The sequence below is a fragment of the Pedobacter sp. NO84 genome, from assembly GCF_059703915.1.
The window spans coordinates 1,331,544-1,357,349 of the sequence record NZ_AP046575.1 but is presented as its reverse complement, the minus strand read 5'-3'; the positions used below and the strand labels follow the sequence as shown (position 1 = coordinate 1,357,349).

At 38.5% G+C, this 25,806-nt stretch carries 17 protein-coding genes; 10 read left to right on the top strand and 7 right to left on the bottom strand.

Going from position 1 to position 25,806, the window contains the following annotated elements; all coding sequences use genetic code 11:
- Positions 1 to 300 precede the first annotated feature (300 nt).
- Entirely contained in the window at positions 301 to 1,506 is a 1,206-nt protein-coding gene (locus AC6H0V_RS05920) for a multidrug effflux MFS transporter (RefSeq protein WP_497562793.1), read from the bottom strand.
- A gap of 134 nt (positions 1,507 to 1,640) precedes the next feature.
- On the opposite strand from AC6H0V_RS05920, the gene AC6H0V_RS05915 reads away from it, so the two are divergent.
- From AC6H0V_RS05915 to AC6H0V_RS05900, 4 genes are all read left to right on the top strand, one after another.
- On the top strand, positions 1,641 to 2,411 hold the full coding sequence (locus tag AC6H0V_RS05915; RefSeq protein ID WP_497562792.1) for a queuosine precursor transporter: 771 nt from the start codon (positions 1,641 to 1,643) through the stop codon (positions 2,409 to 2,411).
- A 300-nt stretch (positions 2,412 to 2,711) separates the two neighbouring features.
- Positions 2,712 to 3,020: an RNA recognition motif domain-containing protein gene (locus tag AC6H0V_RS05910; protein ID WP_497562791.1), complete on the top strand. Its 309-nt coding sequence runs from the start codon at positions 2,712 to 2,714 to the stop codon at positions 3,018 to 3,020.
- 264 nt (positions 3,021 to 3,284) lie between these two features.
- Positions 3,285 to 4,520 carry a sterol desaturase family protein gene (locus AC6H0V_RS05905; RefSeq protein WP_497562790.1) on the top strand — a complete coding sequence of 412 codons (1,236 nt, stop codon included), beginning with the start codon at positions 3,285 to 3,287 and terminating at the stop codon, positions 4,518 to 4,520.
- Positions 4,495 to 5,226, top strand: coding sequence for a lysoplasmalogenase (locus tag AC6H0V_RS05900; RefSeq protein WP_497562789.1), 732 nt, complete (start codon positions 4,495 to 4,497; stop codon positions 5,224 to 5,226). The genes AC6H0V_RS05905 and AC6H0V_RS05900 overlap by 26 nt, the downstream gene beginning before the upstream one ends.
- 101 nt (positions 5,227 to 5,327) lie before the next feature.
- Here the strand turns inward: AC6H0V_RS05900 and pbpC are convergent, their stop codons facing one another.
- The 4 genes from pbpC to topA all read right to left on the bottom strand — a co-directional run bounded on the left by pbpC (position 5,328) and on the right by topA (position 16,595).
- Positions 5,328 to 7,700 (bottom strand): penicillin-binding protein 1C, encoded by a 2,373-nt coding sequence (gene pbpC, locus AC6H0V_RS05895; RefSeq protein WP_497562788.1) that lies wholly within the window; start codon positions 7,698 to 7,700, stop codon positions 5,328 to 5,330.
- A 214-nt stretch (positions 7,701 to 7,914) separates the two neighbouring features.
- On the bottom strand, positions 7,915 to 13,494 hold the full coding sequence (locus AC6H0V_RS05890; protein ID WP_497562787.1) for an alpha-2-macroglobulin family protein: 5,580 nt from the start codon (positions 13,492 to 13,494) through the stop codon (positions 7,915 to 7,917).
- A gap of 119 nt (positions 13,495 to 13,613) precedes the next feature.
- Entirely contained in the window at positions 13,614 to 14,018 is a 405-nt protein-coding gene (locus AC6H0V_RS05885; RefSeq protein ID WP_497562786.1) for a hypothetical protein, read from the bottom strand.
- A 27-nt stretch (positions 14,019 to 14,045) separates the two neighbouring features.
- Positions 14,046 to 16,595 (bottom strand): type I DNA topoisomerase, encoded by a 2,550-nt coding sequence (topA, locus tag AC6H0V_RS05880; protein ID WP_497562785.1) that lies wholly within the window; start codon positions 16,593 to 16,595, stop codon positions 14,046 to 14,048.
- A gap of 330 nt (positions 16,596 to 16,925) precedes the next feature.
- Between topA and AC6H0V_RS05875 the strand changes: the two genes are divergently transcribed.
- The 4 genes from AC6H0V_RS05875 (at position 16,926) to AC6H0V_RS05860 (ending at position 20,199) form a co-directional block, all read left to right on the top strand.
- Positions 16,926 to 17,444, top strand: a complete 519-nt coding sequence (locus AC6H0V_RS05875) for a glutathione peroxidase (protein ID WP_497562784.1) — start codon at positions 16,926 to 16,928, stop codon at positions 17,442 to 17,444.
- A gap of 123 nt (positions 17,445 to 17,567) precedes the next feature.
- On the top strand, positions 17,568 to 18,344 hold the full coding sequence (locus tag AC6H0V_RS05870) for a M90 family metallopeptidase (protein WP_497562783.1): 777 nt from the start codon (positions 17,568 to 17,570) through the stop codon (positions 18,342 to 18,344).
- Between the two features lie 174 nt (positions 18,345 to 18,518).
- Entirely contained in the window at positions 18,519 to 19,271 is a 753-nt protein-coding gene (locus AC6H0V_RS05865; RefSeq protein WP_497562782.1) for a 5'-nucleotidase C-terminal domain-containing protein, read from the top strand.
- The gene (locus tag AC6H0V_RS05860) at positions 19,249 to 20,199 is read left to right on the top strand and encodes a metallophosphoesterase (RefSeq protein WP_497562781.1); all 951 of its coding nucleotides are present in this window, start codon (positions 19,249 to 19,251) and stop codon (positions 20,197 to 20,199) included. The genes AC6H0V_RS05865 and AC6H0V_RS05860 overlap by 23 nt, the downstream gene beginning before the upstream one ends.
- A 47-nt stretch (positions 20,200 to 20,246) precedes the next feature.
- Here the strand turns inward: AC6H0V_RS05860 and mnmA are convergent, their stop codons facing one another.
- Both mnmA and AC6H0V_RS05850 read right to left on the bottom strand, forming a co-directional pair.
- Positions 20,247 to 21,338 carry a tRNA 2-thiouridine(34) synthase MnmA gene (mnmA, locus tag AC6H0V_RS05855; protein WP_497562780.1) on the bottom strand — a complete coding sequence of 364 codons (1,092 nt, stop codon included), beginning with the start codon at positions 21,336 to 21,338 and terminating at the stop codon, positions 20,247 to 20,249.
- 330 nt (positions 21,339 to 21,668) lie between these two features.
- On the bottom strand, positions 21,669 to 22,700 hold the full coding sequence (locus AC6H0V_RS05850; protein ID WP_497562779.1) for a LacI family DNA-binding transcriptional regulator: 1,032 nt from the start codon (positions 22,698 to 22,700) through the stop codon (positions 21,669 to 21,671).
- A gap of 266 nt (positions 22,701 to 22,966) precedes the next feature.
- Between AC6H0V_RS05850 and AC6H0V_RS05845 the strand changes: the two genes are divergently transcribed.
- Both AC6H0V_RS05845 and AC6H0V_RS05840 read left to right on the top strand, forming a co-directional pair.
- Positions 22,967 to 25,249 (top strand): GH92 family glycosyl hydrolase, encoded by a 2,283-nt coding sequence (locus AC6H0V_RS05845; RefSeq protein ID WP_497562778.1) that lies wholly within the window; start codon positions 22,967 to 22,969, stop codon positions 25,247 to 25,249.
- A gap of 4 nt (positions 25,250 to 25,253) precedes the next feature.
- Entirely contained in the window at positions 25,254 to 25,751 is a 498-nt protein-coding gene (locus AC6H0V_RS05840; RefSeq protein WP_497562777.1) for a hypothetical protein, read from the top strand.
- Positions 25,752 to 25,806 lie beyond the last annotated feature (55 nt).

The following is a 25,806-nucleotide window of genomic DNA, read 5'->3' as shown; positions in this document are numbered from 1 at the left end:
AATGTAAGGTTAATGGATCATGGATGATGGACAGAATGCAGCTGGGCAAACTTTAAATAGAATTTAATGTAAGGTTGATGGTTCATGGATCATGGATGATGAACAAGATGCAAGAGGGTTTAACTTTAAATAGAATTTAGTGTGGGGCTGATGTGTGATGGAATTAATAAACCCTCACTCGAGTTAAACCTTATGCGTCCAGACCATTGACTATCGACCATGAACCAAATTATGACTCTCTCTTGAGCTAAACTCCATACGCGCAGGCTATGAACCATGGACTATTAACCAACAAACACCTCATAATCCTTCATCCAAAACGGGCCTTATCTTACCTTGCCCAACTAAGAGAAAAGCCAATCCGATAAAGGCCGCACCTGTCATTACTGCAGGCATTGGCCAGGTTACATTGGTAGCAAATAAGCTAATAACCGCAGAAGCTAATGCTCCCAAACCCATTTGTAATGCCCCCATTAAGGCTGATGCACTGCCGGCATTCTTTTTAAATGGTGCTAAAGAAAGTGCCGAAGCATTTGGATTGATGAAACCTAAGCATCCTAAAAATAAAGCGATAAAACCGATTGTAAGGTATAGATCCAATAAATTGTTCAACGCCGCGATTAGAAACAAGAGGCTGAAAACGCATTGGAGAATTAATGCCCATAACACAATTTTTTTACTGGTAAACCACCGTAAAATAAAACTGTTTACCTGGCTAAAACCAATAAAAAACACTGATAGTAGGGCGAAAATCCATCCATATCCAGTTGGGCTTACTTTGTATAGATCCATGAAAACGATAGGTGATGAAGAAACATAAGCAAATAAACCACTAAAAGTGACGGCGCTAACCGTGGCATAGGTGTAAAAACTGGGCTGTTTTAGCACTAACAGAAAGTTAGTTAGGATTGGCTTGGGCTTTAACGAATAGCTTGGATCGGGTGTAAAGCTTTCTGGTAACCACCAGATCGTAGCCAGCACCATAAGTAATGCCATCCCACTTAGAAAAATAAAAACGGATTGCCAACCGAAAGCGGTGATAAGGTACCCGCCAGCAGTTGGGGCTAACATTGGGGATAAAGCGATAACCAATAATAGAGATGCAAAAACCTTCGGACTTTCTTTTACCGAAAACAAATCTCTAACCATTGCTATTGATGCAACAGCAGCTGCACAACTTCCAATGGCCTGGATAAATCTTAAAATAATCAGTTGATCTATAGAGCTCACCAACAAGCAGCTTAATGAAGAAATAATGTAGAGGGCTAATCCGAAAAATAATGGTTTCTTTCGTCCGAATTTATCCAACAAAGGGCCATAAAGTAATTGGCCGGCAGAAATACCTACGAAAAATGAGGCTAAGGATAAAGATACCTTTGGTACATCAGTGTGCAAATCTTGGGCTATGGCCTTAAACCCCGGTAAATACATATCGATAGAGAAAGGGCCCAAGGCTGCCAACGAGCCTAACAACAAAATAATGAAAAAAGGTTTCTGCTTTGCCATGAACGATTAATTTGCGCAAAGATGTACAATTACAGCTTCTTGGCAGTCGGTTCTTTGTAAAAATTAACGTGATTATTAATTCAAAACCATTCATATCATTTTGATTATATTAAAATAATTGTATTTTAGCTACCATGACTTTTAAAACCAAAGAAAGCCGATTGCTACTTGTTCTAGGTGCATTTTTTGTTGCCAATGCAATACTCTCTGAATTTATCGGTGTTAAGATTTTTTCGGTAGAAGAAACCTTAGGATTTAAAAAGTTTGCTATTAATTTATTTGGTGTTCCTAATCTATCATTTAACATGTCGGCCGGGGTATTAACCTGGCCTATTATTTTTATAATGACAGATATCATTAATGAGTATTTCGGGATCAAACAGGTTCGTTTCCTTTCTGTTTTAACAAGTGTGCTGATTGGTTTTGCTTTTTTTGTGGTATGGTTGGCAATGAAACTTCAGCCCTCTGATTTTTGGATAATGCAAAATGTAGATGGGCAGCGGATTAATATGTTTGTTGCTTTTGACGCAATTTTTGGCCAGGGAATGTGGATTATCATAGGATCAATAACCGCTTTTTTAATAGGTCAGATGGTTGATGTATTGATTTTTCATCGCATCAAAAAATTTACTGGCGAAAAAGCGTTATGGTTTAGAGCTACTGGATCAACCTTGGTTTCGCAACTGGTGGATAGTTATGTGGTAATATTTATCGCCTTTTATTTAAACCCTAACTACCACTGGAGCTGGCAAATGGTTGCTGCCATCGGGTTTGTGGGTTATGTCTATAAATTTATTGTAGCCTTAGCAATGACACCTATTTTATACTTGGTTCATGGCCTAATAGATAGATATCTGGGAAGAGATCTAGCCCATAGAATGATAAAAATGGCTGGAAGAGGGTAGGTTGAGTGTGGAGCTGATTGATTAAAGCCAAACAGTTCTCAGTTAGCAATGGTCAGTTTAAACAGTTAAACAATTTAACAGTTAAACGTTAACCAGATTCAATTTTCCCCGTTGTGAGATAACCGTGGAAGAACTTAAACAATTTCAACACAATTAGAGCTATCGGCTGTTATCTAAATGGTTATGTCTGGATAATTTATTAATTAACAGAAATCATCACCATATTTATTAGATTAACTGACACTCAGATAGCAAATTACCCATATTTTTTTGTATCTTTGTGCAAATTTTTAAACATTAATGAAGATATTTATTACAGGCCTTCCTTTAGAAGTAGGGGAAGATGAACTAACAGCCGTATTTGGTGATTTCGGTCAAGTAAAATCACTTAGAATTATTAAAGACCGTGAAACAAATCAGAGCCGGGGCTTTGGCTTTGTTGAAATGCCTAATGATGATGAAGCAAGAGAAGCCATCAAAAGGATGAACGGTGGAGATTACAACGGTAACAGAATTAAAGTTGCTGAAGCACAAGAGAAACCAAATACAGGCGGTAACACTGCCGGCGGTGGTTTTAAACGTAACAACAGCAGAGAGCGTAGTTTCTAATTGTTATGTCCCTTTGGCAAAGCCTTAGGGAGCTTTATGATTACTATTCTACACGGGATTTATTCTACAGGACTGAGAGCCAAATAAATTACGTACCTATAAAAATGATTGTGGATTTTGTCCGCAATTTTTTTTGCTTGATTTTCAAGCTTTTTGTAAGTAATCTATTTCAATCGTGGACTAATTCCATAAAAAAATGTATTTTGTAACGTAATGCAGTAAGCGTTTGCAGAACATTGCCAACGCAGAACGCCAAACTAACACATGAAAGTAGACTATATTGCTTTATCTGTACCCGTTTTCTTCCTTCTTATCGGAATAGAGTTGGGATATGCTTTTTATAAAAAACTCAACTATTTTCGTTTTAATGATTCTATTTCAAATTTAAGTCAAGGGATTGGCTCTCAAATTACAGGCCTGTTTATGAAAACAGCCCTTTTTTTTGGCTATAAATATATCTTTGAACATTGGCGTTTATTAGATCTCCCTGATGCTGTTTGGGTTTGGATTGTCCTCTTTCTGGGGGTTGATTTCTGTTATTATTGGTTTCATAGAATGAGCCATGAGATTAATGCCTTATGGGCCGCCCATATTGTCCATCATCAATCTGAAGAATATAACCTTACTGTAGCGCTTCGTCAATCGTGGTTCCAAAGTTGGTTTGCTTGGGTTTTTTATCTGCCTTTGGCATGGATTGGATTTGATCCGCTCATGTTTGTAACGCTTAGTGCATTTAATACCTTATATCAGTTTTGGATCCATACCAGAACGATAAAGAGCATGGGATTTTTAGAGCATATTTTAAATACCCCATCACACCACCGTGTTCATCATGGTTCAAATCCAAAATATATAGATAAAAACCATGCGGGCGCTTTAATCATCTGGGACAAACTATTCGGCACTTTCCAAAAGGAGGAAGAAGAGGTTTATTACGGCATTACCACTCCTTTGGAAAGCTGGAACCCAGTTTGGGCAAACGTACACTATTGGTCCGAATTGTGGCATACGGCAAAAAAAACCGATCATTTAACGGATAAAGTTAAAGTATTCTTAAAACCTCCGGGTTGGTTTCCAGCGCAGTTAGGCGGATTTAAACCAGCTCCTGAAATCGATGTGGCCAACTATAAAAAATACGATTCTAAGTATGGAAGAAACTTGATTTTATATGTTTTCTTTCAATTTTTAGTGGCCTTGACATCGGGCTCATCCTTATTATTTCTTTACTATAAATTGGAATTTTTACAGATAGTTTTAGCCGCTACCTTTACTATTTTCACTTTGTTATCTTGCGGAGCATTACTTGAAAACAAGCCATGGGTAAGACATTTTGAATTCCTAAGATTAACATTGAGTATGATTGGATTACTCGCTTTTGTTACTCTACCAGTTTTCAAAATACTTACAATAGGTTTGGTAACCATTCAGTTGTGCTCCATTATCTGGTTCTACTATCTTCAAAATTCTACGTCTAATGATACAGAAACATCTACAGTTTAGCCTTGCTTTTGCCATACTTTTAATCGCGCAGCTTATAATGGCAGCGGATCCAAGAACTACCATAGCGGTTCTCGGACATTTTCAATATGCCTTTAAGCCCTTGATCACCATTTCATTAATGGTTTACCTTACCTATCATACACAATTAAAAGGTAGGTTTTCTAAACGGATTTTTACGGGCTTAATCTTTGGCTTAATTGGAGATAGCTTATTAATGTTTACCGATGTTCATGAAACCTTCTTTTTAGGCGGACTGATAGCTTTTTTACTGGGTCATATAGCCTACATTACCGCATTTTATATCGATTATAAGTGGCAGGTGTCAATCAATAAAAAGGCGACATTAATAGCTATAGGCTTCTTTACGCTATTTTTGGTTTGCTTTTTCTGGACAATTGGACCTAAGTTGGGATCATTAAAGGTTCCTGTTATGATTTACGCTTTTGTAATTTCAATAATGGCAATTATGGCCGTTAATAGAAAAGGACGTGTAAATAGCATTAGTTTCAATTTCATTTTTTACGGCGCACTTTTGTTTGTGACCTCTGATTCGTTTTTGGCCTATAATAAATTTGTTAGCCCAATTAGGCTTGTAGGGATTTTAGTTTTGGTAACCTACACTGCAGCTCAGTACCTGATTACAATAGGAGCGATATTGAGGAAACTAAAAAAACATTCGATAATTGAGATAGAAAGGGAACTTTAGTTCCGTTGTCAGTTTTCAGTTGTTAATACAGTTAACCTCCCGATAGCTATCGGGATAATCAATTAACCAGTTTACCCTAACTAGAATTTAAAACGCGAATGCTATTGTTTTTCCTTTTCGAGAACAGTAAAAACTTGCACTAATCGCTCTCCTGTGTCATCAACCAATGTGAGTACATGTTTGCCGGGGAGAGGACTTATGGCAAATTGATGGAAGGAGGTGGTAGTACCAATGTAATTATCATCTATATGCCAGAAGATTTTTGCATGTGGGTTGCGATGAGCGGCGTTTAAAATTACTTTCCCTCTGGTACCATCCAATTCTAATGGAATATAAATGGTGGCATTGTTTTTTGGATAGATCATGTCCATCACACTAATAGTTCCAACGGCATTACATCCCTTTTTAAATGGCGGGAGGGGCTTGTAATCCATATTTTTTACCTTGTAATAATATTCCATCGTAGCGGGCAAAACAAACCAGCTCTGGTGTTTCATGCTGTTAGGACTTTCACATTGATCGGTAACACGGTATCTGGCAGAAGCATCGAGATGAATGAGTTTGTGGTATGGGCAAAGTCCAGTCCGGTCTCCTAAAGGGGGCGCCAATTCTGCAACTTTATCCGTACAGAATTCACCTGCTTTGAAGCCGCTTTTTTTGCATACCATAATTGTTTTTAACTTAGTTTTAGGAATTTTAAACCAGTTGGAAGCGGGAAGTTCCCTAAAAATATCAAACAGCACGGGGGCTGCGGTTTCAATTCCGATTAGCCCAGGTCGCCCTTCACCATCGGCATTGCCTACCCATACACATACCACATAATCTGGGGTTAAACCAATTGCCCACGCATCCCTGAAACCGAAACTGGTCCCGGTTTTCCAAGCCACTCGTTGAGCGGAAGAGAACTGTTCCCAAAGACCCTCGTCTCCCGGCCTCATTACTTCTTCCATTGCGTTAAAAGTAGCCCAAATGGAACCCTGATCAAAAATACCGCTATTGGCTATTTCGGATTTATGAAATGGTTTCTTTCCTGATTTAACATAGGTTGGCGCCTCATAATCAAAAGGATTGTACTTTCCCTGATAATCGTTGAAGTGATTTAATGTTCGAGCCATCCCCATGTAACTTGTTGCTAAATCCCACATCGTAACTTCACAACCGCCCAAAATCAAAGATAGTCCGTAATGATCTGCTGGCTGGTTTAGGGTACTAAAGCCTAGTTGCTTTAACTTATCGTAAAATCTTCCATATCTATATTGTTGCAACATTTTGACCGCGGGGATATTTAACGATCGGCTTAATGCCTTATCCGCAGGGATAGCTCCATCGTAACCAAGATCATAGTTTTGCGGTGTGTAGCCTGCAATTTGTGTAGGAACATCGGCAATCAAGGTATGAGGCAACAACAATCCATCGTTGAGCATACTGGCATACAACAAAGGCTTTAATGTACTTCCCGGACTTCTTGGCGCACTGATCATATCTACATAACTTTCAACTGAGGCATTTTCTGGTTGGTAAAAGTTACCTACATAACTTTTTACCGTTCCTGTTTTCACATCCAGTATGATGGCGGCTATATTATTGATGTCATTTGCTTTATAGCGATTGTTATATCGTTTAAGCAATTGATTAATTTTTAATTGAAGATCAATATCTATTGTTGAGGTTAACCTTGTACTCTGTATGTTGAGCTTTTTTCGTTCAAGTTTAAAGCGGTTCAGCAAGTGCGGTGCATTTTGAGGTAATGGGAGAGGCTTGCTAGGAATAGGTTCAAATTTAGATAAGGTTGCTGTAGCTTGATCAATTACCCCAACCTTAGCCAATTTGTCTAAAAGATCGTTTCTTTTTTTTATCAATTGTTCAGCATTCTTACCGGGATGAACTAAGGACGGGCTGTTTGGTAACACGGCTAATGTTGCCATTTCGCCCCACGACAAATTCTCGGCTTTGCGGCCATAATAACGCCAACTTGCTGCTTCTAAACCTACTACATTACTTCCGAATGGTGCGTTTGCAGCGTATAAGTTGATAATTTCTTTTTTGGAATAGGAAAGCTCTAATCTTATCGCAAGGAAAATTTCAACTAATTTTTGCCACAAATTTCTATCTCTTTTTCTCGACAAACGAATTACCTGCATGGTTAGTGTACTGCCTCCACTTACAATGCTATTGGCCCTAAAATTCTGTCTCATCGCTCTGCCCATTGCCACAGGATCCACTCCAAAATGCATGAAAAACCGTTGGTCTTCATAAACGGTAATGCATTTTACAAATTTATCCGGGATGGTATCAGATAGGGGGAAGCGCCATTGCCCATCACTTGCAATTGACGCGCTCAATAAGTCGCCATTACTTGCTTCAATTACATAAGATGTAGGAGATACAAATAAATGTTGCGGCAATGAAAATAAAAATAATAGAAACCAAAAAATGCAAATACCATCGGAAATTAATATAGATTTTACCTTCATTTTATCTTAGAATGGTAACATTGTTCAACATAAATTGATATATAGGCAAAATTAATTTCTATGGAAAGATTAATTACGTTCTTAAAATTTTCAGCTGGATTTGTCCGCTTTTTAGTTTTAACTGTTTGGCCACGTTTTTGAGTTTTGAGTTGGGAGTTTGGGGTTAGAGCTAATTATTTAACTTACTCCCAACTCCCAGCTCTCCACTCCAAACTCACTTCACCACCTGAACCCATCTACCAGGCAGGGTAGCGCTAATATTGTTATTATACATGGCTTCGCATTGTACTGCTGAAAGATAATATTTACCGATATAAGACGCATTTAATAAAACTTTGTAGCTTAAAGTTTGATTTTCTCGAATGTTAAAATAGGTAAACACCCGATCGTCCCTTATGTCTTGATAGGTAAACGGAGCACTGGCCAAGATGCCTTCATTATCATTTAATCTGGTATTGATAATTTCCCATCCTGATGGAAAAATCTGTGTTAATGCCATTTGCTCGTAAAAACCTAATTTACCTGGATTCTTAATGGTTACTTCTGCATAGAAATCCGTTCCCTGCTTTAATGAAGTTGGATCTAAAACCCGCCCTTTAAGGGTTTTGTAATTTACATTCATTATCAAAGCATTAGGATTATTAGGCAGAAAGTTATTTTGACCCGCCGCTGGCTGGCCCTGCAAAATTAATCGAGCAAATAAGACGCCACTACCATTATTTGTAACGCTGGCTACATTGTTTTTAAAGTTTATTGGCACGGTATTAAGGTATTGGTTACTGCTTACGTTACCATTTTTACCGTTCAGCGCATAACTGTACTGCAACAATGTTGATGAACTGTTTTGACCACAGAATTTAGCGATAGCTAGCAAGCTATATGCAGTAGTTTGCGTGCTGTACCAGGTATCTTTGCCCAAATGGTTGGCAACGGTTAACAAGAGCTGTGCTGCTCTAGCTTTTTGACCCATTAAAGTTAAGGTTTCCATAATCATCGCTTCATCCCTAAGTTCGGAGCCATAGGTGCCTCCCAATTGATTGTAGGGTTTAATCGTTTGCGTTAAACCGCTGATTAAACTATTTGCTGCTGCAGTTTGACCGGCCAGCTGGTAGGCAGCTGCTAATCGCCATTTTGCACTTACAGAGAGGTATTGAAATGCTTTTAGCCTATTCATTGCGCCTAGTTCAGGTTTTTTGGCCAAGGCCAGAACATATAGGCGATAGGCCTGACTTAGATCACCTCCGTAAAAATTTGAGCTGTTTGGTACCCAGTTATTCGCTTTTGTTTTTTGGAAGTGGATTAATTGGTCCATCATACCGGGTGGAATGGTGTAGCCAAGATTTTGAGCTTCGATTAGGAAATGTGCAGCATAATTTGTTCCCCATTCATCACTACTACTTTCACCTGGCCAATAACTTAATCCCCCCTCTACTGTCTGGAAACCTTTCAGACGATTTATTCCTACCCTAACATTTCTTTCAATTTCTGCTTTTCTTTGAGGGGTTAAAGGTGTTAATCTTTCTAACACCAATTGCGGAAAGATACTCGAGGTAGTTTGTTCTACACAGCCATGTGGATAGCTGATCAGGTAGGACAAACGTTTATTTAAATTAATAGGAGGGATAGAGGATATTTCAACGGTTCCTGTATTTGTTCCTTCCACGCCAATGGGAAGATACTTGATGTTCCAACTTTGTTTAGGCTGGATGGTAGCCGAAACTACATTAGTGATAAATGGATTTGGGTTACGGATGTCTATTTCGACATCATATATTGCTTTTTCTGCACCACTTTGTACAGTTACCTTAGCTTTTCCAACTCCGATCAAATTTGAGGGGGTAACTTTAAAATAGGCCATTTCCTCTCCTGGTTGTTTAAAAGTTACCTGTTGATTTGCATTGCCATCAACCGTAAGATTTGAAGTCTGCAGTTTTATAGTTACTATTTTTAGATTGGCATCAGTTGCAAAAACAGTAATAGGTAGAATGAAGCTTTCTCCAGGTCCAATAACCCGAGGTAAAGTTGCCAATACCATGAGTGGTTTTTTAACTTCAACCGCTTTTTCGGCAAAGCCATAAGCTCCATCCTGACCAGCAATTACCATAGCTCTTACCGATCCAATGTAGGGAGGGAGTTTGAACTGATGTGTTTTATTTTCGCCCTTGGCCAAATAAAAAGGTCCCATAAATTTAACTACGGGTTTAAACCTGTTCGACTTAGAGGGATTTAAGTTTCTATTTATCGAACCATCGCCGCCAATGCTTAAAATTCTTTCTAAATTGCCACCCCAAGCTCCTAAGACCTGATCAAATAGGTCCCAAGTTTTTACCCCCAAACCTTCTTTGGCATAAAATGTCGCATGCGGGTCTGGAGTTTTAAATCGGGTAAGGTCTAACAGTCCTTCATCAACCAAAGCGATGGTATAGGTCATTGCTTTTCCATTTTGCTCCGCTACATTTATACTACTTTCTACCTCTGGTCTTATGCTGTTTGCCATTTTTATCACTGGCCTTAACATGGTTTGTGGGTCTTCTATAATTAGCGGAATAGCTCCATACATCCGAATAGGCAGGTCATTTGATGTTTGTGCATGTGGTTGCAACAAAGTGATATTGGCAAATACATTTGGGGCCATATTGGGTTCTGCCTTAAAGGTAAACTGAGTTTGTCCTTTTTTGGTATCAACCCAAAACGTCCTAAGTACCCTGCTTCCATTTTCTATCGAAACAAGGGCCTTTCCATTTTCACCTGTAGGGATGGTTAGCGTAATATCTTCGCCTACACTAAATTTCTGCTTATTTGCTGTAAAAGATAGCATGGATGCTTCTGTTGGATTGCTAGACTGCTCTCTCTGTGCCCAGCCCGGCCAATCAACATAGATAGATTTACCTGTAGTATGGCCACCATTTTCGTCTCTGGCTAATATGAGATATCTTCCCCATTCTGGCTCATTAATCCTGAAGTTAAACGACCCTTTTCCATTATTTAAAGTAATTGATTGTTTGGAAACCAATTTATTGTATTCGTTCTGTGTAAAATTGGCATAATTTTCTTGGTTGTCTTGTTCCCACCACCAACGCCACTGTACCTTGTACACTTCTATTTGCACTTGTTTGCTTCCACTGGTCAATTTGCCCTCATTATTTACACTTACAACCTCAATTTTGTGGTTTTTGTCTGTTAAGATCATCCCACTAAACTTATCGCCGGCAGGTGTTTTTAATCCCAAGTAACTTTGATATACATGATATGGAATGCTAAAATTATCGATACTAAAATTACCCCCAGGTTCGAATACTTTTATCGTGAAATTTGCTTTTAATACACCGGGTGCTGTATTAGTCTCGTTTAGATTTGTATTTACAAGCGCTGTTCCTGCAGTGTTTAGCGAGCCCTCAAAAATAGTTTTGTTCTGTGATTCGAAGATGAGTGTTGGGTTATCAAAAGTATATTCGTCAAAACCTTTGAACTTGGTTTGCATAGTGTTCAGATTTACATCAACCTTAGCCTTTAAGAATTGTGCAGGCGTTCCAAAAAGCCATTTTGCAGATAGGAGAGTAGCTGATGTTGCTCCATTTCCCAAGTAGGTTTTTTGGCCAAGATCAAAGCTTATTTTTAAGCGGTTGGGCATGATGGTTTCTACCTTAATGGTTTTGGTAAATGTTGCGCCACCAACTTTTACTTTGGCTAACCAATTGCCTGTAGGGTCGGTATTTTCTGTGTTTGTTTTAAAGGTATAAAATCCGTTTAGTGCCTGTGTGCTTATCAGTCTTTTTGCCAATTGGCCTTTTGGATTAAAAAACTCTAACGTTACTGGATAATTAGCTGGAAGTTTCTTTAGTTTATCTTCCAGTAAAAATGAAAGGTAAACGGTATCTCCGGGGCGCCAAACCCCACGTTCGCCATAAATAAAACCTTTAATACCGTTTTGAACGATGTCGCCACTTACATCGAACCTGCTTAAGGGTAATGAATTTCCATCATCGAGTTTAAGGTATCCTCGCTCATTTTTGTATTTTGCAACCAATAGGAAAGGCTTTTTCTTAAGGTCGAAACTTACTAGACCATTACCATCGGTTTTTTTGGCGGTAAGGATTTGTTGCTGGTAGTTTAAAAGATTTACCATTACGCCGCTTAAGGGTTTGGCCGTGAGTAGATCGGTTGCTACAACGAGCATGCTATTGTCGTTCCCTCGCTTTGCTACAAGGCCAATATTGGAAGCCAAAAGGTTTCGGCTTGCCCATCGCTCATTGGTATAATAGGATGGCGTACAAGGATTATCCTTATCATTCCAGCTGTAATGGTTAGGGTAGTAGGAGCTATATCTTTCCCAAAATTCATCATCTTCATCTATTTGTTCGGAGTAACTATCATATACGTCTTCCTCGTCCTTACTCACGTCTGGTGTGGTAGTTTCCACACAATTGTAGGTGGTATAAGCATGCCTAAAGCCGATGGTAACCCGGTACATGGCGCCTGGTTCTGTACGCATCAATTTATCTAAATCTAAGGTAAAGCGTGTTTTCTTATGTAGATTAATAGTTTTGTCGGCATCCAAACGGATTGTTTTTTGAACTACAGGCTTGGCAACCCGACGTAACTCGTACCCACCATCATAGTTGTTTGTCTGAAAAAATTGAGGGATATTATTTTCATAAATTTTGATTACCGTAACATCCACTGCTTTTAGGTTGATGGCGTCAAAGGGCAAGACCAATTTTCCGGATGTTGGCAAAATGGTGCCCGTACCAGCAATGACAACCGATGGAAGTTTATCTTCGAATGTTATCGTAGCGGTTTTGCCACTTTCGAGATTTTTATTTTCGAGATTGGTAACGGCAGCACTCACCGTTACCGTATAATTTCCCTGAAGATCTTGTGGGGCGTATACTTTAATCTGACTGCCATCTATCGTAAATCTGAGGTCTTTAAAATCGCCGAATGTAATTAGTCCGTTCAGGTCTTGTCCAACATTTAAAGGCTCAGCGCATTGAATTAGAGCATAATCCTCTGTACCTTGAACGGCTTTTATATCTAATACTTTGAAAATCGTTTTAGCGGGAACAGTAATCTTTTCTTCTCCTTTATCACTAGAATTAATAGATGAACCATTCCATTTTACAGTTAGCAGCTGTTCGCCAGCTGTTTTTTTTATGCTATCGATTACAAAAGTCGAATGGTTTTTTTCTGGCTGGTGCTGCCATTTTATTTTAAGGGGTTGATTAAAGTGGAGACTTAGTGTTTTCTCAATATTTTGTTGTTCTTCATAATCAGCAGTATTAATTTCACCAATTAATTTCATATAGGTTAGCGCGGTATTGTTTTGGGAAACCAATCCATTTTGTGCTATACTTAAACCTGGTTTAATTATTTTAAAATCGAAATCAAATTCTTCGAAGCCTTTCTCAGGCGTGGTAATTTGCTCGAGATTTAATGTTGCTTCGTAAGTTTGATCTGGTTTAAGCTGTTCATCTGGCCTAAATTCTACCGTTTGTGCATCTATCCAATATGTTTTTCCTTTAATAGATGGCGAAAATTCGAAAAGTTTACGTTCATCGGCCTTGCCTAGGTCGACCATATTCTTAACGGCATTTGCTAAGTGTATTCTAATGTAACTTTTTTTAGAGATCGTTCCAGAGGTATAAGATTCAATATACTTCGCAAAAGCATTGGGATCTTTATGTCTTTTTTTCTTAACTATAAAGATTACAGCTAAAGCTAAAACAATGGCTAGGATGCCAAATACAATAAATCTATTGTTTTTTTTGAGCGAAAATTTAGAGGCGTTATTCATACAATTTGCAAGCGTAAATGCTGTATGAAATTTAGCGAAAAAACAAATCAGAAAAAGAAATTATTTTTTGTTTTTGGTGGGCGTTTAACATCGCTTAACGCTAATCGCTCAACGCCTAACTATTTAATCATCACCCCTGGTTTATTTAGGATAGGGATTCGAATCAGGTTACTGTCTACAATACTTTCTGGCAAGAAAATAAACTTTTTATCATAAATCTCTTTTCCTATATAGTAGCTTAACCAATATTCGTTGGTTAGACCAAAAACGGCAGGATCTATAGCTTCAACTCCAGCGTACGCATTTGCAGCCAAATCGCCGATAAAATGCCTTAATAGCGATGTTTTAACCTGTTTTCCATCCTTTTCTCCATAGCCTTTAGAAGTAATGAGTACGTTTGTAATCGGCTCTTCCTTAAAATTAACAATATAAACGGTCCAGTTTTTTATTTCGGGCGTTTCGCTAATTAATGCTACGGCAATGCCTACATCTTCGACTATATTTTCTGGAAGATCTTTTTTCAAAATGCAAATTAACTAATTGATTAACAACTATTTCTTCTTCGCAGCCGCTTTCTTCTTAGCTGGTGCTTTTTTCTTTTTAGGCTCAAAGGCTTTTGGCATTTGCGCTACTATTAATTTTTTAACCTCTTCCAAAGAAATTTCCGCGAGTTCTTCGGCGGTATATTTCTGTTTGCTAGTAGGGTTGTTTCTCAATTTAAGCATTTCTTTTCCGAAACGGATGAATGGTCCCCAACGTCCGTTCTCAATTGCGATTTTGTCTTCATCCCACTGTTGGATATAGCGGTTACTCTCTTTCTCAATTTTCTTACCAATCAATTCTTCGATATCTTTTTTGGATAATTCTTCGAAATTGTATGCTTTTGGAACATTAATAAATAAATTGTTCCATTTAATAAAAGGACCAAATCTTCCGGTTCCTTTAGTCACAGGTAAACTTTCATATTCAGCTACAGGTGCATCTGCAGATACTTTTTCGCCAATAATTTCAATGGCCCTGTCTATATCAACGGTTAATGGATCCTCATTTTTCGGAATAGAGATAAACGCTTCGCCCCATTTAACATACGGACCAAATCTTCCAACACCAACGGTAACTTCCTTACCTTGGTAATCTTCTAGCTGAAACGGCAACTTAAATTGATCTAGCGCTTCCTCAAGCGAAACTGTTCCTACCGATTGGCTTTTGGCTAAACTTGCATAGCGAGGCTTATCATTTTCGTCATCACTAATTTCTCCTATTTGTACCAATGGCCCATACCTGCCTACTTTAACATATACATTTTTACCAGATCCTGGATCAACGCCTAATAACCTTTCGCCATTGGCCCGATCCGCATTTTCTAGCGTAGTTTCTACTTCACTATGGAAGGGGGTATAGAATGAATGCAACATTTTAGTCCACTCTTGCAGGCCCTGAGCAATTTCGTCAAACTGTTTTTCAACTTTTGCGGTAAAATTAAAGTCTACAATTCCTTTAAAGTGTTCAACCAAAAAATCGTTTACCACTTCACCGATATCGGTAGGGAAGAGCTTAGATTTTTCGGCCCCAGTAATTTCAGATTTGGTAAGTTTAGTGATCTTTCCATTTGCCAAAACCAGGCTTAAGAAATCACGTTTCCGTCCTTCCTTATCTTCTTTTACCACGTATCCACGATTTTGTATGGTCGAAATAGTTGGCGCATAGGTTGACGGTCGGCCAATGCCCAATTCTTCCAATTTTTTAACCAAGCTAGCTTCGGTATACCGTGCTGGCGGACGAGAAAATCGTTCTGTGGCCGCTAATTCTTTCAAAAACAGCTCTTGTCCTTTTGCCAAAGGCGGAAGAAGGCTATCATTATCGTTTTCTTCATCTTCCTCATCGGTTGATTCGAGATAAACTTTTAAGAAACCATCAAACTTTAAAACTTCACCTTCGGCTATTAATTCTTCTTTTCGGGTATTGATTTTGATAGTTGCCGTTGTTTTTTCAAATAGGGCCTCACTCATCTGAGAGGCAATGGCCCGTTTCCAAATAAGTTCATACAGGCGCTTTTCGGCATTATCGCCCTCCACACTGTGCTGATTGAAATAGGTGGGCCTGATGGCTTCGTGGGCTTCTTGGGCACCAGCGGATTTGGTTTTATACACCCTAGGCTGATGGTATTTATCGCCCCAGGCCGATCTAATCTCAGCGGATGCAGCGGCGATAGCAGTTTCTGATAGGTTTACCGAATCAGTACGCATGTAAGTTATTTTACCGCTTTCATACAAACGCTGGGCTACTTGCATGGTTCTGGCCACCGAATAGCCAAGTTTACGAGATGCTTCCTGCTGTAAGGTTGAAGTTGTAAACGGTGCGGCAGGATTTCGCTTTGCGGGCTTAACCTCCAAACCATTAACTTCAAAATTTGCCGAAACACAATCTTCCAAGAATTTTTCGGCTTCGCCAGCCTGCTCAAAACGATGGGGAAGCTCGGCCCTTACTATTTCGCGGCCTTTTCCTGTAGTAAACTGGGCTGTAATTTTGAAGGCGGCGGATGCGTTAAATTTATTCACCTCACGTTCCCTATCAACAATTAACCGAACGGCAACAGATTGAACACGTCCGGCAGATAGGGAAGGTTTAACTTTTTTCCACAGCACTGGCGAAAGTTCAAAACCCACCAATCGATCTAAAACACGACGGGCCTGTTGGGCATACACTAGATTGTAATCGATTGTACGTGGGTTTTCAATTGCTTTTAAAATCGCAGGTTTGGTAATTTCATGAAAAACGATACGTTTGGTATTGCCTTCTTTCAGGCCTAAAGTTTCGTACAGATGCCAAGAAATGGCTTCTCCCTCACGGTCCTCATCGGACGCTAACCATACCATTTCGGCTTCCTTAGCAAGCTTTTTAAGTTCGGCAACAACTTGTTTCTTATCAGATGGGACTTCGTAAGTTTGGGAAAAATTATTCGCTGTATCAATTCCCATATCTCCTTTTACTAAATCGCGGATATGACCATAACTAGACTTAACCAAAAAATCTTTTCCTAAATACCCCTCTATTGTTTTAGCTTTTGCAGGTGACTCGACTATTAGTAAATTTTTTGCCATTCAGAACGTTTTTCTGCAAATAAAACTATAAATAAGTCTAAAATCAAAATTGGTATGGCAATTATTTTTAAAAAGACATAGGATGATGAAGTTTAATTTGCCCTTTTACTTTACTTAACATCCATTCAAATCACTTTTATTAATTTTTAAAAATATCAACATCTTTACGTTAAAATTATATAGCGACAACCGTTTTGTAGTTATCTTCGTAAGTAGAAGCGCTGAGCGCAAAGCGCGGAGCGTTTAGTGGAGGGCGTTTGGCGGACCGAGTTAACTTTATAACTCCCGATAGTTATCGGGATCAACTTTACAACAATTAAACTTAAAACAATGATCAATACCTTATTACTATTACTTAATTTATGGATTGCACCCAATCCGCCAAAATCAGTTTATGATTTTAAGATCAAAACATTGGATGGTAAAGAAGTCAAATTGTCGAAATTTAAAGGCAAGAAGATTTTAATCGTTAACACCGCATCGAAGTGTGGTTATACGCCACAATATGAAGACCTAGAAAAATTGCACAAACAATATGGGAAAAATGTGGTACTCATCGGTTTTCCGGCGGGGAATTTCAAAGAACAAGAATTAGGATCAAGTGCTGAAATTAAAGCCTTCTGTACTGAAAAGTATGGCGTAACTTTTTTGATGAGTGAGAAGATAAGCGTAAAAGGTGATGATATAAACCCTTTGTTTGCCTATTTAATTTCACAGGATAACCCAGATTTTAAAGGGGATATCAAATGGAACTTCGAAAAGTTTTTAATTAACGAGAAAGGTCAGTTGGTTCATCGCTACCGCTCCCCAGTAAAGCCTTTAGACCCAACGATAACGGCAAATCTGTAATTGGTTGATTAGCGAATTATCCAATTAGCTAATTACTAAGAACATCTAAATCCCAAAACTTAACTGTTTTGGGATTTTTTTATAATATGTTAAACTATAGTTCTGTTATCCTGTTAATAAACTATGAATTTATATCCCATTATCTTTTTAGTCGCTCTAGTTTGCGTTGCCGCATATTTTATATTTCGCAAAAAGAAAGTTGATCCAGTGATCATTTCTAACCAAGAAAAGGCCTTGTTAACCGAAAATGTTAAGTTTTACCAGCAATTGGATGATAATAAAAAACGATTGTTTGAGCAAAAAGTTGGTGTATTTTTGGGCTCAGTTAAAATTGAAGGTGTAGGTATAGACATCACACCATTAGATAGGATTTTAATTGCTGCTAGTGCGGTAATCCCAATTTTTGGATTTGGAGAGTGGACCTACAAAAACCTCAGCAGCGTGGTTTTATATCCGAACACATTTAATAGAGACTTTATAACTGATGAAGGTGAAAGAAATGTATTAGGTATGGTGGGTAGCGGCTTTATGAACGGTCAGATGGCTTTATCTCGATCGGCACTTTACCATGGCTTTTCTAAAAGTGCAGGGAAGGAAAATACGGCTATCCATGAGTTTGTACATCTAATAGATAGTGCTGATGGGGCTACAGACGGCATTCCAGAGCATTTAATTGCTCATGAATATACTGTTCCCTGGTTAAAAATGATGCACGAAGAGATGGAACAGATCGAGAAAAATAAATCTGATATCAATCCCTACGCCCTAACCAACCAGGCCGAGTTTTTTGCTGTAGCAGCCGAATATTTTTTCGAACTTCCAGAATCGTTAAAAGAAAAGCATCCTGAGCTTTATGAGCAAATGAGTGCTATTTTTGGCCAGGATTTAGCGAAGAGCTAGAGTTTAGATAATAGCCCATTAGTTGTCATACTGAGCCCTTCGTCAGGCTCAGTATAAACTTAAGTCGAAGACGTGTTTAACTATTAGGATGTACCTTAATACTTCGACTATGCTCAGCGTGACATTCTTATTTTATAGTTCAATTCTCTATCTTCGTTTTACATCTCCATCAGTATGTTTCTAAAAACGAGAATTTACCTTTTTGTCCTAATCGCTGTTATTCTTAGTGCCTGTAATACCCATTATCAGGTTGTTAAATCAAATCGGGAAGAGTACCATATCAATGGTAAAGTTGCTGTTGACAGTACAATAATCAAAACTTATCTGCCCTATAAAGTTCAGGTTGATGCGGAGATGAGCAAAGTTATTGGGTGGACAGATGTAGCGCTAACCAAAAGTTCAACCGTTCCAGAATCTGTACTCGGTAATTTCTTTGCAGATGCAGTAATGCACCAGGTAAAAATGATTGATCCAACTATTGACTTTTCAATCGGCACCACCAAAGGAGGTTTGCGTAATGATATTGCCCAAGGACCAATAACCGTAGCTAATATTTTCGAATTGATGCCTTTCGAAAACCAATTGGTATTATTTGAATTGAGTGGCAATGATGCATTAAGCCTGATTAAATTTATTGCTGCTACTAACGGTCAGCCAGTTGCTGGGTTAAAGATGAACATAAAAGATAAACTACCTGAAAATATCTTGGTTAATGGGAAACCATTTGATGTAAGCCGAACCTATAAAGTGGTGGCATCAGATTATATTGCTAGCGGTGGCGATGATGCGCAAGGCTTTACAAATCCAATTTCTAGAAAAAACCTTGATTTATTGGTTAGAACAGCACTCTTAAACGAGGTTGAAGATATACAACGAACAGGTAAAAAGATTAATGCAAAATTAGATGGAAGAATTACTAAAAATTAATCGTCGTAACTTTATTAGGGCTGGCGGTATAGTTGGTGCTGCAGTTGCTCTCAACTTAAATTCTCTGGATACTTTTGCTAACGGAAGGTTACAAAAATTAACCATTTTACATACCAATGATGTGCACAGTAGGATAGAACCTTTCCCTATGGATGGTTCAAAAAACCAAGGTTTAGGCGGAACGGCCAGAAGAGCAGCGTTGATTAAGAAGATACGAGCTGAGCAAGAAAATGTACTTTTATTAGATGCTGGAGACATATTTCAGGGAACTCCATACTTCAACAAATTTGGCGGAGAACTAGAAATGAAGTTAATGAGCATGATGCAGTATGATGCCTCAACATTAGGTAACCATGATTTTGATAATGGGGTAGAGGGCTTTTATAAGCAGTTGCCCCATGCTAATTTCCCCATTTTAATTGCTAATTACGATCTTACCAATACAGTACTCTCCAAATCTACACAACCTTATAAAATCTTTAAAAAAGCAGGCCTAAGCATCGGAGTTTTTGGGTTGGGAATTCAGCTTAAGGGACTAGTGGATCCAAAAAATTATGGTGAAACAAAATACCTGGACCCTATTGCAAAAGCCAATGAAACCGCAGCTATTTTAAAGAACGATTACAAATGTGATCTTGTGATCTGCCTATCTCATTTAGGCTACTCGTACCGCAGTGCCATGGTTTCTGATAAGGTATTAGCAGCCAGCACAAGAAATATTGATCTGATTATTGGCGGTCACACGCATACCTTTATGGAAGTACCAGAAGATGTAAAAAACTTGGACGGAAAGATCACCACCATAAACCAGGTGGGCTTTGCAGGGATAAATCTTGGAAGAGTAGATTATTACTTTGAGCCCTATAAAAGTAAAAAGATGAAGGTGGGGACTCCTTATTTGATTAACAAGTTATCCGATGACTGGTAGTCACCAAGTCATTCGATGACTGAGAGTCATCGGATGACTTTGTTTGGTTAAACCAAAAAACCACCCCCCAACAAATCGTTTCCTTCATAAAAAACAGCTGATTGTCCCGGTGCAATGGCCGAAACGTGATGATCAAAGACCACACGCATCTGATCTTTTTCTTGAACAATGGTACTTAACATTCCCGCATCTTTATAGCGGATCTTGGTAATTACATTATCCATTGGTTCGTTAATGTTTTCATATTTCACCAGGTTTATATTTCTCACCATCGCCTCGCGACGTTCCAATTCATCGGCCCTGCCCAATACAACGGTGTTGCTTTCTGGTAAAATTTGGGTAACAAACATGGGTTCGCCAAATGCAACACCTAAACCCTTGCGTTGGCCTATGGTATAAAATGGGTAACCTTTATGCTGACCGATAATCATTCCATTACCGTTAACAAAATTACCGCCCGCCACTCTGTCTTCCAAATCTTCCACCTTGTGCTTTAAAAATGCTCGATAATCATTATCTGGAACAAAACAGATTTCATAGCTCTCACTTTTCTTCGCTAATTCTTCCTGACCCATATCCATCGCCATCTGGCGGATATCCGCTTTAGCAAAACTGCCTAATGGAAATTTGGTACGGGAAAGGTTTTCTTGCGAAACACCCCAAAGCACGTAAGATTGATCTTTATTCTCATCCAAACCTTTGGAAATCACATATCTGCCACTATCCTGTTTACGGATGTTTGCATAGTGCCCGGTGGCGATAAACTCGCAATTTAATTTATTGGCACGTTTTAATAATGCTTCCCACTTGATGTGGGTATTGCACAAAACACAGGGGTTTGGGGTACGTCCAGCAAGATATTCATCAACAAAATTATCGATTACAAAATCTCCAAACTCATCCCGAATATCCAGAATGTAATGAGGAAAGCCGTAGTTGACAGCTAAAGTACGCGCATCGTTTATACTATCTAAGCTACAGCAACCCGTTTCTTTGCTGCTTCCTCCCGAAGTTGCATAATCCCAGGTCTTCATGGTTAGGCCAATTACCTCATATCCCTGCTCGTGCAACATCACTGCTGCAACAGAACTATCCACCCCGCCACTCATTGCCACCAGAATTCTACCGTGTTTGCTCATTACTAAAATATTAAATTAAGCATAGAGCATGGGGCAAGGCGCTCTAAGCTCCATGCTCCATGCTCTATGCTCTCTGCATAATTGCAAAAATACACTAAGATTAATAGGATTACAAGAATTAAGGATTATTATGATACTAAAATGAATAGACTTTGAAATTTAGAATTGCTGGATTGTTATATTGCTATATTGTAGGGTGGCGACAAGGAACAATTTAACAATTAAGCATCCTAACGAATTATAGGCTGTATTGGAAACATGCAACAATTAAGCAATTTAACAATTCATATTAAATATTACTTTAATCTTAAACCTATAATCTTGCTAATCCTAGTCCCTCTTAGTCGATGCTCTAACCTGGATCTGGGTGTCTAAAATGATAGTCTCGAACGTATCATTATTTTTTCCATTTACTAGAGACAGTAACTGTTTTGCCGCTAAACGACCAATTTCGAATGCGGGTTGATGGATAGTACTTAAGGGTGGGTGTAAGACATCGGCCAGATCTGAATTGCTAAAACCTATCAGCGCGATATCTTTAGGGATTTTATAGTTAAGTTGGTTTAGTAACGACAGGCATTTGGTACTTAGTTGATCAGTAGCAGTAAATAAGGCGTCTGGCCTATTGGTTAGCGACATCAGTTCTGTTATTGCCAATCTTACATTGTTATTTAACTGATCGGGGGTAATGGTATCACAAAACTTAACTAATTCTTCCCTATAGGTAATTCCATGATCACCTAACGCTTTTTTATAGCCCTCAAATCGCTCGGTAGCTATATTCAATTTCGTATTGCTATTGATATGGGCAATTGATTCATAACCGCTCTTAATCAGATGAGCAGTAGCTTCGTAAGCCCCTTTAAAGTTGTCGGCACCAACCTTATGGGTGTTGATCTGCTTGCTCAACCTATCAAACAACACTACTGGCATCCCTGCTTGTTGCAAGCTAATTAAATGATCAAAATTGGTGGTTTGATAGGATGGGGAGATTAAAAGCCCATCAATGCCGCCCGCATACAACAGATCTACACAGGTTTTTTCTTGCTCTAAAGACTCCTTGCTCTGCATAATTATTAACTGATAATTATTATCAGTACAGTGTTGATCGATACCATCCAGCATTTGCGCTACGAAATTATTGTCGATAGCACAAACCACAACACCAATAGACCTACTCTTGCCTTCTTTTAAGCTTCTCGCCATACGATTTGGCACATAATGATGCTCTTTGGCATAAGTTAATACTCTTAATTTGGTTTCATCACCAATTTGATAACTATCAGTTAATGCCCTAGATACCGTAGAAACCGATAAATTTAGAGCTTTGGCAATATCGCGAAGAGTAATGGTGTGATTCATATATATTGGTATTCAAATATATTAAGGATTATTATATTTTAAGTTAAACATTTGTAGGATCGGCGAAATAGAATGGAGATGGGTAGTCCATAGTCCATAGTTCATAGTTCATAGTTCATAGTTCATAGTCCATAGTTCATAGTTCATGATTTAACATATCAAGTTACCTAAAAATCGGTGAAATCATCCGCAATCGGCGAAATCATCTTCAATCTGTGAAATCATATTTATACCTTAGCTCTCCTAATCTATTCGCATAATTAATTATGAAACGTACACTTTTTTATTACCTGGTCTTCATTTCTGTTTCGGTTAGTGCTCAACAAAACCTGGTAAAATATGTGAAACCTTTAATTGGTACCGAAAAAATGGGGCACACTTATCCCGGAGCAACCGTACCTTTTGGCGCAGTACAGCTAAGTCCAGAAACAGATACTATTCCCTACGCCGTTAATGGAAAATACAATGGTGATGTATATAAATATTGCGCTGGGTATAAATATGAAGACAAAACGATTGTAGGATTTAGTCATACCCATTTTAGCGGAACGGGCCACGCTGATCTTGGCGATTTTTTAATTATGCCAACACAAGGTAAGCTTCAGTTAAATCCAGGTACGGCCAACGATACAAAAAGCGGTTTTCGCTCTGCATTTTCACATGCCAATGAAACAGCAGAGGCAGGGTATTACAAAGTAAAATTAGACGATGATAACATTACCGCAGAAATGACTTCTACCACACGTGTGGGGATGCATCAGTACACTTTTCAAAAATCTGATCAGAGCCATATCATCCTAGATCTGATGGCGGGGATTTATAATTACGATGATAAAACAGTTTGGACCTATGTTCGTGTAGTTAACGATACTTTAATTACGGGCTACCGCCAAACTAACGGCTGGGCCCGTACCAGGACGGTTTATTTTTCGATGAGTTTCTCGAAACCTTTTAAAAGCTATGGCCAGAAGAATTATGACGTTGCACAGCCTTATCGTGGTTTTTGGGGCAAATTTAACCAGAGCAAGAATTTTCCCGAAATTGCAGGAAAGAAGTTAAGAATGTACTTTGATTTTGATACCAACGAGGGTGAAAAAGTTAAAATAAAATTTGCATTATCGCCTGTAAGTCAGGCAAATGCTCTAGAAAATATGCGTTCGGAAATTACAGGATGGGATTTTGACAAAGTGAAGGCGCAAGCACAGGCAAGTTGGAACAGAGAGCTAAACAAAATCGAAATTTCTGCGTCGAACGATGATAAAACTAATTTTTACACGGCTATGTATCATGCCTTTATTAATCCAACCACCTATACAGATGTGAACGGACAGTACAAAGGGCTAGATCAGGATGTGCATACCGCAGTGGGTTTTACCAATTATACTACTTTCTCTTTATGGGATACCTACAGGGCCCTGCATCCTTTTTTTAACATTGTTCAGCCTTCACGCAATAACGACATGGTAAAATCTATGTTGGCGCATTATGAGCAGAGTAGTTTACAAATGCTACCCATATGGTCGCACTATGCAAACGACAATTGGTGCATGAGCGGTTACCATAGTGTTTCTGTAATAGCAGACGCCGTGGTTAAAGGAACCTATACCGGTGATGCAAACAAAGCGCTTGATGCCTGTGTGGTTACGGCAAGTCATAGAAATTATGAAGGCATTGGGTATTACATGGATATGGGCTATATTCCTTCAGAACGAAGTGGAGTATCGGTTTCAAATACCTTGGAATACGCGTACGACGATTGGTCCATCGCCCAAATGGCTAAAAAGCTGAACAGAATGGACGTTTACGATCAATTTATGAAACGATCTAACAACTGGAAAAATAATTATAATAATGCCTCTGGTTTTATGCAACCTAAATTGGCAGATGGAACCTTTAAGAAAGGATTTGACCCCTTAAGTACTAACGGACAAGGTTTTATTGAGGGAAATAGCTGGAACTATAGCTTCTTCGTTCCACAAGATCCTGCAGGGCTGATGGAGTTAATGGGTGGCAAAAAAAGATTTGCCCTACGATTGGACACCCTGTTTACCATGCATTTGCCAGATGAATTTTTTGCAGAAACCGAAGATATTACACGTGACGGCATTATAGGAGGATACGTACACGGAAACGAACCCGCACACCATGTTGTTTATTTTTATAACTGGGCAGACCAAGCCTATAAAACCCAGGCGCAGGTGAGGCATATCCTTAAGATGCAATATAAGCCAACACCAGATGGTTTGGGAGGTAATGACGATTGTGGTCAAATGAGTGCATGGTATATGTTCTCTTCTTTGGGTTTTTACCCCGTTTCTCCTGGGGGCTTAACCTATGCCTTAGGATCGCCCTCTGTTGATAAAGCCAGTATAGTTCTTGAAAATGGAAAGACATTTACAGTTGAAGCAATCAACCAAAGCGACAAAAATGTATATGTAGAGAAAGTGTTATTGAACGGCGTTGTGTTATCTAAGCCCTTCATTAATCATGAAGATATTACTAATGGAGGAAAATTAACCTTTTACATGAGTTCTAAGCCTAAAAAGTGATAAAATGCTACGTGATCAACTGAAAAAGGAATTGGTTTGGGTGCTAAGTATTTTTTTACTAGCCCTACTTATTTATGGGCTGATTAACGTACAAACCTATTTTGGCACAAATGAGGCCGCAAATTATAAAGATTTGATGGCCAATTTTTATACACTTACCTTTTTTCCGCATATAACTATTATCCTTTTTTTTATCATCTATCTTTTAAAAATCATACAAGAAAATTACCAGAATTTAATAGCTAATTTGATCTTTTCTATAGTTAACTTAATCATATTAATTTTTTTAATCGATATGATATTATTTCTAAACAGTTATAAAGGAGAGATCCTTTATCCACCACTATCGGCAATACCTCAACGAGTTGAACATGCAGTAGGGAAGTTAAATCAACTGCTTTATTCGTCAATCGTGTTTTGCATAATACTAAGTATTTTACAGCTTTATATTTTTTTAAAGATGGTGAGATCTGCCGGGAATTTTAGAAAAATAACAGTTTAACTAGCTTTATCTTCTATAAGTCCTACAAAGAGCTAAAATAGTTCATCATTTCCCA